The sequence below is a fragment of the Microbacterium sp. MRS-1 genome (assembly GCF_000585455.1).
GTDB lineage: Bacteria > Actinomycetota > Actinomycetes > Actinomycetales > Microbacteriaceae > Microbacterium > Microbacterium laevaniformans.
Window position 1 is genome coordinate 24,782 of record NZ_JAUF01000068.1, and the last position, 14,112, is coordinate 38,893.

The following is a 14,112-nucleotide window of genomic DNA, read 5'->3' on the forward strand; positions in this document are numbered from 1 at the left end:
CCCCGATGTCGTTCAGCCTACCCGCGGACCCGCCCACAGCCCGGAGCCTCACCGCCATCGTGCCGCAATTGCTTGCGTCGCTGACGGGCGACGGTGACTGGTTCGCGCCGGCCCGATCGGCGATCCTGATCCTCGTCGACGGTCTCGGTCGCGGGAACCTCACTGCCCGGGCCGGACACGCCCGGTTTCTGACGGGCGCGATGACGAAGAAGGATGCCGCGCGCAGCACTTTTCCCTCGACGACGGCCACGGCCCTCACCGGGCTTCTCACGGCGACCGACGCCGGCGCCCACGGAATCGTCGGATACCGTGCCCGTATCCCGGGGACCGATATCGCGCCCAACCAGCTCAAGGGGTGGGAGAGCGACGGACTCGACCCGATGACCTGGCAGCGCTCGGCGCCCCTGCTCGAACGGGAAGCCCACGCCGGACGTCCCACCTTCGTGGTGACCAAGGGGCTGTATCGCGACAGCGGCTTCACGCAGGCGATCCAGCGCGGGGCGGAGTTCGTCGCCGCCGCGACGCCGTCCGAGCGTCTCGCCGCTGCCGCGGCGCGCGCGGCCGCGCACCCCGGCGCACTGGTCTACGTGTACATCCCGGAGCTCGATACCCTCGGACACGCCTACGGGTGGGAGTCCGCGCAGTGGCTGCAAGGACTGGAGGAGCTCGACGCGGACCTTCGCCGGTTCGACGCTCAGCTCGCCCCGGGTGTCGGCGCCCTCGTCACGGCTGACCACGGCATGGTCGACGTGCCGGCTCATCGGCAGGTGCTGCTGCGGGACGGCGATCCGCTGCTCCAGGGTGTGCGGCTGGTGGCGGGGGAGCCTCGAATGCTGCAGCTCTACACGGAGGACCGCGAGTCTCGCGCCGTCGCGGAGCGCTGGAGTGAGGCCGAGCAGTCGCGCTCGTGGGTGATGACGCGCGACGAAGCGATCGATGCCGGCCTGTACGGCGCCGCGGTGCACCCCGACGTCCGCCCCCGCATCGGCGACGTGCTCGTCGCGGCCCGCAGCGCGGTGGCCTACTACGACGACCGCCTGGCCGACAAGAAGCCACAGCGGATGATCGGCCAGCACGGATCGTTGACCGATCAGGAACGCATCGTCCCGCTCATCAGACTCGGCGCGCTCGCGAAGGGCTGAGCATCCGTCCCGCGCCGACCTCGACGCGACTCACCCGTCTTCGGTGCGCGCTCCGAAGACGATCTCGTCCCACGACGGCATCGAGGTGCGCCCCTTGCGGCGAGACGAATCGCTGATGACGGTGTCTTCCATCGCGGATGCCGAGTCCTCGGCATCCGTCGCCGATTCGTCGTAGCCGGGCTCGAGTGCGTCGAACAGGGCCACGGGGGAGTGCGGACGCTCCGTGGCCGACTCCTCCGCGGGCATGGGCTCACGCTGGCCGCGACGGCGGCGCAGCGCCTCGAGGAGGTCTGCTGTCTCGGCCGATGTGACCGCGTGGTCGGGAGCGCGCTTGATCGCGGCATCCTGAACCGCGGGCGCGACGGGCACGCGCACGTCCGGCCGCGTGATGTCCGCTTCGGGAGCGAGGGAATCGGCGTCCAGACGCCGCGGGACGAACGCACCGGAGTCGAACCGCGACGCATCCTTCAGCGGCGACGCATCGAGCGCGCGCAGGCGGGGGATCAGTCCTTCGGGGAGCGACCCCTGACGAGAGAGCTGGGTCGCATCGGCGTTGAGCGGAGCGAGACTGCTGCGGCGCGGGTCGAAGCCCCACCGTGCGTCGTGGTCGACCTCGTTCGCCGTGAACTCGAGCTTGACGACCCAGCCGTCCTCGTCCTTCCAGCTGGTCCACCGTTCACCGCTCGCGCCCGCTTCGGCGAGCTTGGCCCGCACCGCGACACCGAACGTCGGCTGCGCCGCGGCATCGAGCTCTCCCGCGATCAGCACCGGGACGGCCAACGCCTGGCCCACGATGTGCTCACGCTCGGCGAGAACGGGACGCTCGAAGCGCTGCACGTCCTCCAGACGAGCGCCGAGCAGCTCCGCGACCTCCTGCGCCGACATACCGGAACGGATATGCGCCTGGATGTCGCGAGGGCTCGGTCGCGCTGCACGCGGCTCGTTGTCGCGCTGTGCGCGGCGCAGCTGGCTGCGCAGCGTCTCGTCGATCGGCAGCGCGTACCGTTCGCCGGACTCCGTGGCGAGAACGAGGACACCTTCCTCGGTTCCGATCACCTTGAGCTGTTCCATGCGAAACACCCTCCCGTTCCCTGTTCGGGCACGATTCGATTGCCGGGGCCATGCTGTCACAGCACTTCGCCGCACTCGGGAATATCGCGGGCGCGCCGCGAGTTCCATGCGACGCACCCGCCGGAAGCGGGCACGCACACGACGATCATTTGCGAAATCCGAACCCGTCGTGCAAACTATCGCCGCCCCACGTCGGTCCCCCCGGCCGCGAGTCGGCACTTTGGCAACACACCTGGAAGTTGAGAGCATGGCGACCGATTACGACGCCCCCCGTAAGACCGACGACGACAGCGAGTCGATCGAGGCTCTGAAGGAGCGCGTTCCCGACAAGATGTCCGGGGCCGTCGACGTCGAGGATGCCGACAACCCCTCCGGCTTCGAGCTGCCCGGCGCCGACCTCTCCGACCTGGAGCTGGACGTGGTCGTCCTGCCGCCGCAGGAAGACGAATTCACCTGCGTCGAGTGCTTCCTCGTGAAGCACCGCACCCAGATCGACCACGAGATCGCGGGCGGCGCCGTCTGCATCGAGTGCGCCTGAGAACCCTCGGCCCCGCAGAGCCGATCCCGCTGTCGAGCTGATCTCAGCGCGACTGCGCACGCGTGATCGCGGCGACCACCCGGTCAGGCGTGCGCGTCGCGAACACCCACTCCGTGACGGGGTCGCCGGGATCGAGGACGGGAACGCGAACCACGGGGTCGATCCCGCCGCAGAACATGTGCCATGCCTTCGCGGACAGCTGAGGACCACGCGCAGCACGCGCCTCGTCTGCCCACAACGGCTCGGCGGTGCCCAGCTGATCGACCGGGATATGCGCGCGACCGACTCGCAGCTCGCCGCCTCGCACCTCCACGACCGGAGACGCGAAGACGAGCAGGCAGATCAGGACCGCACCCACGGCGATTCCCGCGGCGAGGGCGATGGTCGGATCCAGCGGGACGAACACCAGTGCGACCATCGGCGCCACCACCGCCGAGCTGAGCAGCGTCCACAGCGACGGACTGAGCCGTTCGCGGTAGCGGACGTCGGAAACGGGAGCGGCTGGAGCGGCGATGTGCATTACCCTCGTGGAGTGATCGAATCCGTGGACGTTCCCATTATCGCGCCGCAGGTTCCCGTCTACGCACATCCCGGCGACGCCGGCGCAGATCTGGTCTCCTCCGAGAGCGTGAGACTCGAACCGGGCGCCCGCGCACTGGTGGGCACGGGCGTGCGCATCGCCCTGCCGGACGGATACGCCGCTTTCGTCGTGCCCCGCAGCGGTCTGGCCGCGAAGCACGGCATCACCATCGTCAACGCGCCCGGAACGATCGACGCGGGGTACCGCGGTGAGATCAAGGTCGCGCTCCTGAACACCGATACGCGCGAGGCGTACGACATCGCCGTGGGCGACCGCATCGCACAGCTCATCGTCATGCCCGTCCCGCGCGTCCGCTTCCTCCCCGTCGACGACTTGCCCGACACCGCACGCGGCGAGGGCGGGTTCGGCTCGACGGGCTATCAGACAGGAGTCACCGCATGAGCGATGAACTGCAGCCCACCGGCACAGGCGACCGCGCGTCGACGGGGCCCTTCGACGAGGCGGAGGCGAACCCCGTTCGCCCCTACATCGATCTCGGTGGCATCAAGGTGCTCCCGCGCGAGGGACTGAACCTTCGCCTCGAAGTCGAGGAGCAGACCAAGCGCATCGTCGCGGTCGGGCTCGACTACGCCGATTCGACCCTGCAGGTGCAGCCGTTCGCCGCCTCGCGCTCCAGCGGACTGTGGGAAGAGACCCGCGACCAGATCCGCCAGCAGATCCGCCAGCAAGGCGGGCGCGTGGAGGAGCGCCACGGCCCGCTCGGCGCCGAACTGCTCGCGGAGGTTCCCGTGGTGAGCGGGCCCGACGCGGTGGCCGGCAAGCGGCTGGCACGGTTCGTCGGTGTCGACGGACCCCGCTGGTTCCTGCGCGGGGTGATCGGGGGAGCGGCCACGACCGACGTCGAGGCGGCTGCGCGCGTGGAGGATCTCTTCCGCTCGATCGTCGTGGTGCGCGGCGGTAGCCCCATGCCGCCGCGCGATCTCATCCCGCTGAAGATGCCCGCCGCCCCCGGCACCGCATGAGCTCGCCCGCACACGAGCCCGAGGACGCGGCATCCGATCCGCTCACGCCACCACCACCGTCGGCGTCGGATCTTCTCGGAAGCGCACTGGGCAATGCGGCGCGACGGGCCGGCCTCGATCCGTCCCGACAGTCGCACACCGGACACGTCGTCTGGGCCGCCATGGGCGGCTGGCGGGGCGTGCTGGAGAGCGTGCTTCCCGGACTCGCGTTCGTCGTGCTGTTCACGACCACGGCCGACCTCGCGCTCTCTCTCGCGATCTCCGTGGGCGCAGCGGCGATCTTCACGATCGTCCGCCTCATGCAGCGCTCGCCCGTCAGTGCCGCACTGGGAGGACTCATTGCGACCGGTGTCGCCGCGGTCCTGGCCCTGTGGACCGGGCGAGGACAGGACAACTTCGTTCCCGGCCTGATCACCAACGCGGCCTATGGGACGGCATTCCTCGTCTCGGCGCTGATCGGTTGGTCCCTGATCGGGCTGGCCGTGGGTTTCCTCATGAACGAGGGCACGCGGTGGCGCGTCGATCCGCGCAAGCGCCGTGTGTTCTTCTGGCTCGCGATCGCTTGGGCCGCACTGTTCTACCTGCGCCTCGCGGTGCAGCTGCCCTTCTACTTCGCCGGCGATGTGACGACCCTCGGCACTCTCAAGCTCGTGATGGGCCTGCCGTTGTTCGCCCCGCTCGTCGCCGTCACCTGGCTCGCCGTTCGGGCTGTCTACCCCCGCCCGCACGAGACCGACTCGGCATCCGCGGCGTGATAGATTTATCTTGATATCAAGATAAATTCCTCCGCCCTCGATGCGCCCAGGTCGACATCGCCGGGTAAGGACAACCTCACTAGCCCGCCGCCGCGGCGGCGGGGAAGATGGAGAATCAGGCGACGGCCGTCCATGCCCGACCCTGACCCCGCCGACCGACTGAGCCCGCGGCCTCAGGAACTCCCAACGAAGGAGAGCAGACGTGTCCACTGTTGACAGCTTCGGAGCCAAGAGCACCCTCACGGTCGGTGGCACCGACTACGAGATCTATCGGATCGACACCGTCGCCGGTTACGAGAAGCTCCCGTTCAGCCTGAAGGTGCTCCTCGAGAACCTGCTTCGCACCGAGGACGGCGCGAACGTCACGAAGTCGCAGATCGAGGCCCTCGGCAACTGGGATGCCGACGCCGAGCCCGACACCGAGATCCAGTTCACCCCGGCGCGCGTCGTCATGCAGGACTTCACCGGCGTGCCGTGCATCGTCGACCTCGCCACCATGCGTGAGGCCGTCACGGCCCTCGGCGGCGACCCGGCGAAGATCAACCCGCTGTCGCCGGCGGAGATGGTCATCGACCACTCCGTCATCGCCGACCTGTTCGGCACCGAGAACGCGCTCGAGCGCAACGTCGAGATCGAGTACGAGCGCAACGGCGAGCGTTATCAGTTCCTGCGCTGGGGTCAGACCGCGTTCGACGACTTCAAGGTCGTCCCCCCGGGGACCGGCATCGTGCACCAGGTGAACATCGAACACCTCGCGAAGGTCATCTACGACCGCACCGGCCGCGACGGGGTGCTGCGCGCCTACCCCGACACCTGCGTCGGCACCGACTCGCACACGACCATGGTCAACGGTCTCGGCGTGCTCGGCTGGGGCGTCGGCGGCATCGAGGCCGAGGCCGCGATGCTCGGCCAGCCCGTCTCGATGCTCATCCCGCGCGTCGTCGGCTTCAAGCTGACCGGCGACATCCCCGCCGGCGTGACGGCGACGGACGTCGTGCTCACCATCACCGACATGCTCCGCAAGCACGGCGTCGTCGGCAAGTTCGTCGAGTTCTACGGTGCCGGCGTGGCCTCCGTCCCGCTCGCCAACCGCGCCACCATCGGAAACATGAGCCCGGAGTTCGGCTCGACCGCGGCGATCTTCCCCATCGACGACGTCACGCTGGAATACCTGCGACTCACGGGCCGCGACGAGCAGGCGGTGGCCCTCGTCGAGGCGTACGCCAAGGAGCAGAAGCTCTGGCACGACGCTGACAGCGAGCCGGTCTTCAGCGAGTACATGGAGCTCGACCTCTCGACGGTCGTGCCGTCGATCGCCGGCCCGAAGCGTCCCCAGGACCGCATCCTCCTCAGCGAGGCGAAGACGCAGTTCGAGAAGGACATCGTCAACTACACGACCCCGTCGGTGTCCAACTCGATCGTCGACCTCGACTCGATCCACTCGTTCCCCGCATCCGACCCGGGCTCCACCCCGGGCGAGGAGGAGCCCGCGACGCGCGACGTACGCATCTCCAGCGGGGCGCCGGCCGCGGCATCCAACCCCGTGCCGGTCACGTCACCGGCAGGTGAGTCCTATCTGCTCGACAACGGCGCCGTGACGCTCGCCGCCATCACCTCCTGCACCAACACGTCGAACCCCTCGGTGATGATCGCCGCGGGCCTGCTCGCCCGCAAGGCGCGCAACAAGGGCCTCACGCAGAAGCCGTGGGTCAAGACGACGCTCGGCCCCGGTTCGAAGGTCGTCACCGACTACTACGAGAAGTCCGGCCTCGACAAGGACCTCGAGGGCCTCGGCTTCTACACGGTCGGCTACGGCTGCACCATCTGCATCGGCAACTCGGGACCCCTCATCGAAGAGGTCTCGGCGGCGATCAACGAGAACGATCTCGCCGTCACGGCGGTACTCTCGGGCAACCGCAACTTCGAGGGCCGCATCAGCCCCGACGTGAAGATGAACTACCTCGCCTCGCCGCCCCTCGTCGTCGCGTATGCCCTCGCCGGATCGATGCACTTCGACTTCGAGACCGACCCGCTCGGGAAGGATGCCGAGGGCAACGACGTGTTCCTCAAGGACATCTGGCCCTCGCCGGACGAGGTCCAGGAGGTCATCGACTCGTCGATCTCGCGCGACCAGTTCATCAAGCAGTACGCCACCGTTTTCGACGGTGACGAGCGCTGGACGAGCCTGCCCACCCCCGAGGGCCCCGTCTTCGAGTGGGATGCCGATTCGACCTACGTCCGCAAGGCACCGTACTTCGAGGGCATGTCGATGGACCTCACCCCGGTGAGCGACATCCACGGCGCACGGGTGATGGCGACCCTCGGCGACTCGGTCACCACCGACCACATCTCGCCCGCGGGAAACATCAAGGCCGGAACCCCCGCCGCCCAGTACCTCACCGAGCACGGCGTCGCGCAGAAGGACTTCAACTCCTACGGATCGCGCCGCGGCAACCACGAGGTCATGATCCGCGGCACCTTCGCGAACATCCGCCTGAAGAACGAGCTGGTCGCCGCGGTCAACGACGGTCAGATCGTCGAAGGCGGCTTCACCCGCGACTTCACGCAGGCCGGCGGCCCGCAGTCGTACATCTTCGACGCCTGCGAGAACTACCGCGCCGAGGGCACCCCGCTCGTCGTCTTCGGCGGCAAGGAGTACGGCTCGGGATCGTCGCGCGACTGGGCCGCGAAGGGCACGTCGCTGCTGGGCGTCAAGGCCGTCATCACCGAGAGCTTCGAGCGTATCCACCGCTCGAACCTCATCGGCATGGGCGTCGTCCCGCTGCAGTTCCCCGAGGGCCAGAGCTGGGCCTCGCTCGGCCTGGACGGTACCGAGATCGTCTCGATCGAGGGCCTGGAGCAGCTGAACGAAGGGGTCACCCCGAAGACGGTGAAGGTCACCGCGGCACCCAGCGAGTTCTCGCCGGAGGGCAAGGAGACGATCGTCTTCGACGCCAAGGTGCGCATCGACACCCCCGGTGAAGCCGACTATTACCGCAACGGCGGCATCCTGCAGTACGTGCTGCGTTCGCTCGTCTGAGCGCCGGTTATAACGCCCCGGCATCGGTCCCCGCAAGGGGACGCCGATGCCGGGGCGTCGGCGTTGGCGAGACGTAGACTCGGAGGATGAGTCTGCTCGCTTCGATCACGGGTCCGCGCGACCTGGACTCCCTGACCGCCGAGCAGCTCGAGCAGCTCGCGCAGGAGATCCGTGACTTCCTCGTCGAGAACGTCGCGCGCACGGGAGGCCATCTCGGACCGAATCTCGGTGTGGTGGAGTTGACCATCGCTCTGCACCGCGTCTTCGACTCACCCAATGATCCCTTCGTGTTCGACACGGGTCACCAGTCGTACGTGCACAAGCTGCTGACCGGGCGTCAGGACTTTCGCGGGCTGCGCTCGCGCGGCGGCCTCGCCGGCTACCCGCAGCGGGCGGAGAGCGTGCACGACGTCGTCGAGTCCTCGCACGCCTCGAGTTCCCTCAGCTGGGCGGACGGCATCTCGCGAGCCCTGACGCGCACCGGACGCAAGGATCACCACGTCGTCGCGGTCGTCGGAGACGGCGCGCTCACCGGCGGGATGACCTGGGAGGCGCTGAACAACATCTCCGACGACAACGATCGCAACCTCGTCATCATCGTCAACGACAACGGGCGCTCCTATGCGCCCACGATCGGCGGCATGGCGCGCTACCTGAACCGCGTGCGCACCACCGAGGGGTATGAGAGCCTGCGCAAGAGCTCGGCATCCTTCTTCCGCCGCCTCGGGCCGATGGGTCGCGCCGTCTACCGCGGTGTACGCGGCGGCACGCATGGATTCCTCTCGCGCTTCTCGAACAACGAGGCGCTGTACTCGAACCTCGACATCAAGTACCTCGGTCCGATCGACGGGCATGATCTCGTCGCGCTGCAGGAAACGTTGCAGCTGGCCAAGGACTACGGTGCCCCGGTGATCGTGCACGTCATCACCGAGAAGGGCCGCGGCTACGAGCCCGCACGCAACGACGAGGCCGATCAGTTCCACGCCGTCGGCAAGATCGACCCGGCGACGGGCGAGCCGCTGGGCTCCTCGGATGCCGTCGCCTGGACCGACGCTTTCGCTGACGCACTCGTGGCGGCGGGGGAGCGACGCGACGATGTCATCGCGATCACGGCGGCGATGCTGCGTCCGACGGGCCTGCAGCCGTTCGCGCAGCGCTTCCCCGATCGCGTCTACGACGTCGGCATCGCCGAGCAGCACGCGGTGGCCTCGGCGGCGGGCCTCGCCTTCGGCGGACTGCACCCGGTGGTCGCGATCTATGCGACGTTCATGAACCGCGCCTTCGACCAGGTGCTGATGGATGTGGCCCTGCATCGCGCGGGCGTGACGTTCGTTCTCGATCGCTCCGGTGTGACCGGACCCGACGGCCCCAGCCACCACGGCGTGTGGGATCTCGCGATGCTGCAGCTGGTGCCCGGCATCCGCATCGCCGCGCCCCGCGACGAGGCGCGGTTGCGGGAGGAGTTCGACGAGGCGATCGCCGTCGATGACGCGCCCACGGTGATCCGCTTTCCGAAGGGCGCCGTCGCGGTGGATCAGCCGGCCCTCAAACGCCTCTCCGACGGTGTCGACGTGCTGTGGCAGGACGGCGCCGAGGATGTCCTGCTCGTCGGCATCGGCCCGATGACGCAGCTCGCGGTCGAGGTCGCCGAGCGCCTCCGTGCCCAGGGGATCGGAGCGACCGTCGTCGACCCGCGCTGGGTCGTGCCCGTGCAGCCCTCGATCGTGAAGCTCGCTGCCGCCCATCGCCTGGTGATCACGATCGAGGACGGCATCCGCGTGGGTGGTGTCGGAACGCGCGTGCGTCAGGTGCTGCGCGAGGCGGGCGTGGACACGGCAGTCGACGAGCTCGGCCTGCCCGATGCCTTCATCGATCACGCAAGCCGGGAGCAGATCCTCGAAGACGCCGGCCTGTCGGCCGCGAAGATCGCGCAGGACGTCGTCGCACAGGTGCTCGGCACCCGCATTCCGATCGCCCGTCCGTCCACCGATACTGGGGCGATCTGGACCGTGCGGGGCGGCGCCGACAGCTCCGAACACGCCGACCACGGCGACGCGCGGGGCTGAACCCCGTCAGCCGCGGAGCGGGCGATCCTCCTCCTCGATCGGGGGATCACGTCGATTCGGCGTTCGGTCGGCCTGCCATCGGCCGTAGACCGTCGCGCCCGCGCACACCGCGATGACAACGCCGACCATCACAGGATCGAGCATCGCCGGTCGCGACATCGCAGTGAAGATGCTCACCACCGCCGCACCGATGGCGATGCCGAAGGCAGCGAACGCACTGAGATGAACCCATCGGCGACGCACGCCGCGAAGCGCATAGCCGACAAGCGCGGCGACGGGCAGTCCCAGGACGGTCACGAAGATCGAGACGACGCCGCCGACAGCGGCGACCCAGCCGGCAGCGTAGACCGCCGCGCCGACGCTTGGCGGGGTGAGGGGCCTCATGCTGGCAAGCGCTGCCCACACGAAAGCAGCGATCGTGAGCAGCGTCACGAACCCGAGCCACGCGTGCAGCGCACCGCGCCACAGCTGCTCGCGTGTGAACGCGCCCGCTGCCGACGGAGGGTTCAGCGCCCGGCCTCGGCGATGAGCTCCAGAAGCTCGCGGACGACGCCGCGCACGATGGGCAATCGTGCAAGCGGCAGCGTCGTCCGCAGCAGTGCAAGGCCGCGATCGAGCAGGCGCCGCGTCCGCTGCTGACCGTCGGAGCGGTCGTAGACCCAGAAGAGCGCCAGCAGGAGATGCCCGAGGAAGAGCACCGTGGGCAGCGCCTGACGGAGATCGCTCGGGACGGTTCCGGAACGTGCGCCGTCCACCGCTTCCCCGAAGAGTGCTTCCGTGATGGCGCGCGCCTGGCCGGACGCCTCGGCGAGCGGGTTGATCTCCGAGCGTGGGGAGACGGCAGCAGAGAGGAACTCCGCCGCATGCTCGTGGTACGCCGTCAGCTCGTCGAGCCCGGTGCGGTAGACGATGGCGATGCGTTCGACGAGATCGTCCGTGTCGGCGAGGGTCGGTTCGGCCGCCGCCCGATGGCGGCGTTGCACGTCGAGGTACAGCTCCTGGACCAGGTCGTTCTTGGTGGCGAAGTGGTAGTAGGCGTTACCCACCGACACGCCCGCCTCCTGCGCGATGAGGCGCATGGTCGTCGCTTCGTATCCGCGCTCGCGAAACGAGGCGAGCGCCACCTCGCGAAGCCGGGCACGCGTGCGTTCGCTTTTCGTAGACGCGGGCCCTTCAGAAGTGAACATGTTCGGAAAATATCACAACGTCCGGCGTGACAGCATGGAGCAATGAGTTCCGCCAACCTCACTCGCGAAGAGACGGCGGCTCGCGCCGCCGGCATCCGACTGCACACCGTCGAGGTCGACCTCGACCTGCGTTCAGCCCCGGATGCCGCGGCGACGACATTTCCCACGCGGTCGACGTTCGCGTTCACGGCAGTGACCGACACCACGTGGGTCGACTTCATCGGTGAGAGCGTCATCGAGGTGATCGTCAACGACCGTGCGCAACCGGTCGAGTGGGACGGTGCGCGCATCCGTCTGCGGGGACTCGTGGTCGACGCGACGACGCCGAATGTGGTGCGCATTCACGCGACGGCGCGGTACAGCACGTCCGGTGAGGGTCTGCACCGCTTCCGCGACCCCGTCGATGACGCCACCTATCTGTACACCCAGTACGAGCCTGCCGACTGCCGTCGCGTCTACCCGTGCTTCGAGCAGCCGGACATGAAGGCGCGCTGGCGCTTCACCGTCGCCGCCCCGACGGGCTGGGAGGTGTTGTCCAACGGCGCCGAGACTTCGCGCGACGAGGTCGCCGGGGGAGTGCGCGTGCACTTCACCGAGACGCTGCCGCTGTCGAGCTACATCACCGCCGTCGCCGCGGGTCCCTACCATCGCGTCGACGGCACGCATCGCGGCACGCAGGCCCCCATCGCTCTCGGTGTGCTCTGCCGCGCGTCGCTCGCCGCTCACCTGGACGCCGACGAGATCCTCGACATCACCCGACGGGGCTTGTCGTTCTTCGAGGACGCGTTCGACTTCCCGTACCCCTGGGGGAAGTACGACCAGATCTTCGTCCCCGAGTACAACCTCGGGGCCATGGAGAACCCCGGACTGGTGACCTTCACCGAGGCGTACGTGTTCCGCGGTGCGTCGACGACCGCGCAGTACGAAGCCCGCGCGAACACGATCCTGCACGAGATGGCCCACATGTGGTTCGGCGATCTGGCGACGATGCGATGGTGGGATGACCTGTGGCTGAAGGAGTCGTTCGCCGACTACATGGGCACGCATGCTGCCGCGGCCGTGGGGGGCTTCCCGGACGCGTGGGTCAGCTTCGCCACCCGGCGCAAGGGATGGGCATACACGCAGGACCAGCTGCCCACCACGCACCCGATCGTCGCCGATATCCCTGATCTGGAAGCCGCCAAGCTCAACTTCGACGGCATCACGTACGCAAAGGGCGCGTCGGTGCTCAAGCAGCTCGTCGGCTTCGTGGGGGAGGAGGCCTTCTTCCGCGGAGCGCAGCGCTACTTCGCCCGACACGCCTTCGGCAACACGACCCTCCCCGACCTTCTCACGGCTCTCGAGGAGGCGTCGGGGCGTGATCTGGCGGCGTGGAGCGCAGCGTGGCTGCAGACGACCGGTGTCACCGAGCTCAGTGCCGAGCGCACGTCGGACGGCTTGGAGCTGGCCGTCTCGACGGTACGCCCCGACCGGGTGACCGTGGGGCTGTACGGCGACGCGGGCGGGCGTCTCGTGCGCCGCGGCGAGATCGCGACCGATGTCGTCGCACCGCGCACGCCGCTCGAGGGGGCCCGGCGTGATGACGTCGTCCTCGTCGTCCCCAACGACGACGATCGCACCTATGCGAAGGTCCGTCTGGATGCCGCGTCCACCGCGGCCGTCGCCCGCGGTCTGTCGACGATCGACGACGCGCTCGCGCGCGCCGTGATCTGGGCGGCACTGTGGAATGCGACGCGCGACGGCATCCTGCCCGCGCGGCGCTACATCGACATCGTCGCGCGCCATGCGCCGGAGGAGACGGATGCGGCGCTGCTGACGGATGCGACGGCCCGCGCCGCGTTCACGATCGGCCATTTCGCCGCGGATGATGACCGCGCCCCGCTGGCCGCGCAGTGGCTGGACACGGCGTGGAATGCGCTGAGCCACGCGACACCGGGCTCTGACGCTCAGCTCATCTGGGCACGTACGGTCGGCACCGCGACATCGGTCTGCGGCGACCGCGCCGCCGACCTGCGGGCAGCGCTGTCCGGAGCCATCCCGCCGCCGGCGGGTCTGCCGCTGGACCCCGAGCTCCGCTGGGCGTGGCTCATCGCCCTCGCCACGAGCGGAGACGCCGACGAGGCAGACATCGCACGCGAGCTGCGCACCGATGACACCGCGTCGGGACGCGTGGCCGCGCGGACCGCGCGGACCGCTCACCCCGCGGCATCCGTCCGCGCCGCGGCGTGGCAGGCGGCATGGAGCGACGAGACGCTGACCAACGATCACCTCGATGCCACGATCGCCGGCGTGCGCGCGGGCGGACGCCGTGACCTGGTCGCCGACTTCGACGACGACTACTTCGCACGTATCCTGCCCACCTGGCAGTCACGGTCGATCGAGATCGCCCGTCGCCTGGTGATCGGCCTGTTCCCGGCATCCCCGTCGCTCGACGCCGCCGACGCCTGGTTGCGAGATCACCCGGACGCGCCGGGGGCCCTCCGTCGTCTCGTGATCGAGCAGCGCGACGGCCTCGCCCGCGATCTGCGCGTGCGGGCGGCACAGCCCTCGCGCTGAGCCTGCCCCGGCGTCGCCACCGGACGCGGACATGAAGAACGGAATCGGATGCCGCGAGGTGCGGCATCCGATTCCGTTGCGTTCGTCCGGATCCGTGACGACGGATCCGGCGGTATCAGCCGCCGATGCCGCGAATCGGCGGGTGGTGGAAGGTGTCGCCGAACGCCCGCTCCGACGCGCCCTCGCGGTCGAGG

At 69.0% G+C, this 14,112-nt stretch carries 12 protein-coding genes; 8 read left to right on the top strand and 4 right to left on the bottom strand.

Translation table 11 applies throughout. The features are described from left to right. The first annotated feature begins 5 nt into the window (after window positions 1–5). The gene (locus tag AS96_RS11535) at window positions 6–1,142 is read left to right on the top strand and encodes an alkaline phosphatase family protein (RefSeq protein ID WP_005049484.1); all 1,137 of its coding nucleotides are present in this window, start codon (window positions 6–8) and stop codon (window positions 1,140–1,142) included. A 30-nt stretch (window positions 1,143–1,172) separates the two neighbouring features. Here the strand turns inward: AS96_RS11535 and sepH are convergent, their stop codons facing one another. Beyond that, on the bottom strand, window positions 1,173–2,213 hold the full coding sequence (gene sepH / locus AS96_RS11540; protein ID WP_005049486.1) for a septation protein SepH: 1,041 nt from the start codon (window positions 2,211–2,213) through the stop codon (window positions 1,173–1,175). A 247-nt stretch (window positions 2,214–2,460) separates the two neighbouring features. Here sepH and AS96_RS11545 point away from each other — a divergent pair, with 247 nt between their 5' ends. Further along, the gene (locus tag AS96_RS11545) at window positions 2,461–2,751 is read left to right on the top strand and encodes a DUF4193 domain-containing protein (protein WP_005049487.1); all 291 of its coding nucleotides are present in this window, start codon (window positions 2,461–2,463) and stop codon (window positions 2,749–2,751) included. A 43-nt stretch (window positions 2,752–2,794) separates the two neighbouring features. Here the strand turns inward: AS96_RS11545 and AS96_RS11550 are convergent, their stop codons facing one another. Then, window positions 2,795–3,271 carry a DUF3093 domain-containing protein gene (locus tag AS96_RS11550; RefSeq protein WP_005049489.1) on the bottom strand — a complete coding sequence of 159 codons (477 nt, stop codon included), beginning with the start codon at window positions 3,269–3,271 and terminating at the stop codon, window positions 2,795–2,797. Between the two features lie 12 nt (window positions 3,272–3,283). Here AS96_RS11550 and dut point away from each other — a divergent pair, with 12 nt between their 5' ends. The 5 genes from dut (at window position 3,284) to dxs (ending at window position 10,175) form a co-directional block, all read left to right on the top strand. After that, complete coding sequence (gene dut, locus AS96_RS11555) at window positions 3,284–3,733, top strand: dUTP diphosphatase (protein WP_051498858.1); 450 nt, start codon at window positions 3,284–3,286, stop codon at window positions 3,731–3,733. Beyond that, window positions 3,730–4,314, top strand: a complete 585-nt coding sequence (locus AS96_RS11560) for a DUF3710 domain-containing protein (RefSeq protein ID WP_005049491.1) — start codon at window positions 3,730–3,732, stop codon at window positions 4,312–4,314. Before dut ends, AS96_RS11560 begins: the two co-directional genes overlap by 4 nt. Next, on the top strand, window positions 4,311–5,069 hold the full coding sequence (locus AS96_RS11565) for a DUF3159 domain-containing protein (RefSeq protein ID WP_036289864.1): 759 nt from the start codon (window positions 4,311–4,313) through the stop codon (window positions 5,067–5,069). Before AS96_RS11560 ends, AS96_RS11565 begins: the two co-directional genes overlap by 4 nt. Window positions 5,070–5,271: 202 nt before the next feature. Beyond that, entirely contained in the window at window positions 5,272–8,109 is a 2,838-nt protein-coding gene (locus AS96_RS11570; protein WP_036289866.1) for an aconitate hydratase, read from the top strand. 86 nt (window positions 8,110–8,195) lie between these two features. After that, a complete protein-coding gene (gene dxs / locus AS96_RS11575) occupies window positions 8,196–10,175 on the top strand; it encodes a 1-deoxy-D-xylulose-5-phosphate synthase (RefSeq protein WP_016465219.1) in 1,980 nt (659 codons plus the stop codon). Between the two features lie 6 nt (window positions 10,176–10,181). Here dxs and AS96_RS11580 read toward each other — a convergent pair whose 3' ends face one another. Both AS96_RS11580 and AS96_RS11585 read right to left on the bottom strand, forming a co-directional pair. Beyond that, complete coding sequence (locus AS96_RS11580) at window positions 10,182–10,607, bottom strand: hypothetical protein (RefSeq protein WP_231477247.1); 426 nt, start codon at window positions 10,605–10,607, stop codon at window positions 10,182–10,184. A gap of 74 nt (window positions 10,608–10,681) precedes the next feature. Continuing rightward, on the bottom strand, window positions 10,682–11,362 hold the full coding sequence (locus tag AS96_RS11585) for a TetR/AcrR family transcriptional regulator (RefSeq protein ID WP_036289870.1): 681 nt from the start codon (window positions 11,360–11,362) through the stop codon (window positions 10,682–10,684). A gap of 42 nt (window positions 11,363–11,404) precedes the next feature. Between AS96_RS11585 and pepN the strand changes: the two genes are divergently transcribed. Then, a complete protein-coding gene (gene pepN, locus AS96_RS11590) occupies window positions 11,405–13,918 on the top strand; it encodes an aminopeptidase N (RefSeq protein ID WP_036289872.1) in 2,514 nt (837 codons plus the stop codon). The last annotated feature ends 194 nt before the right edge of the window (window positions 13,919–14,112 follow it).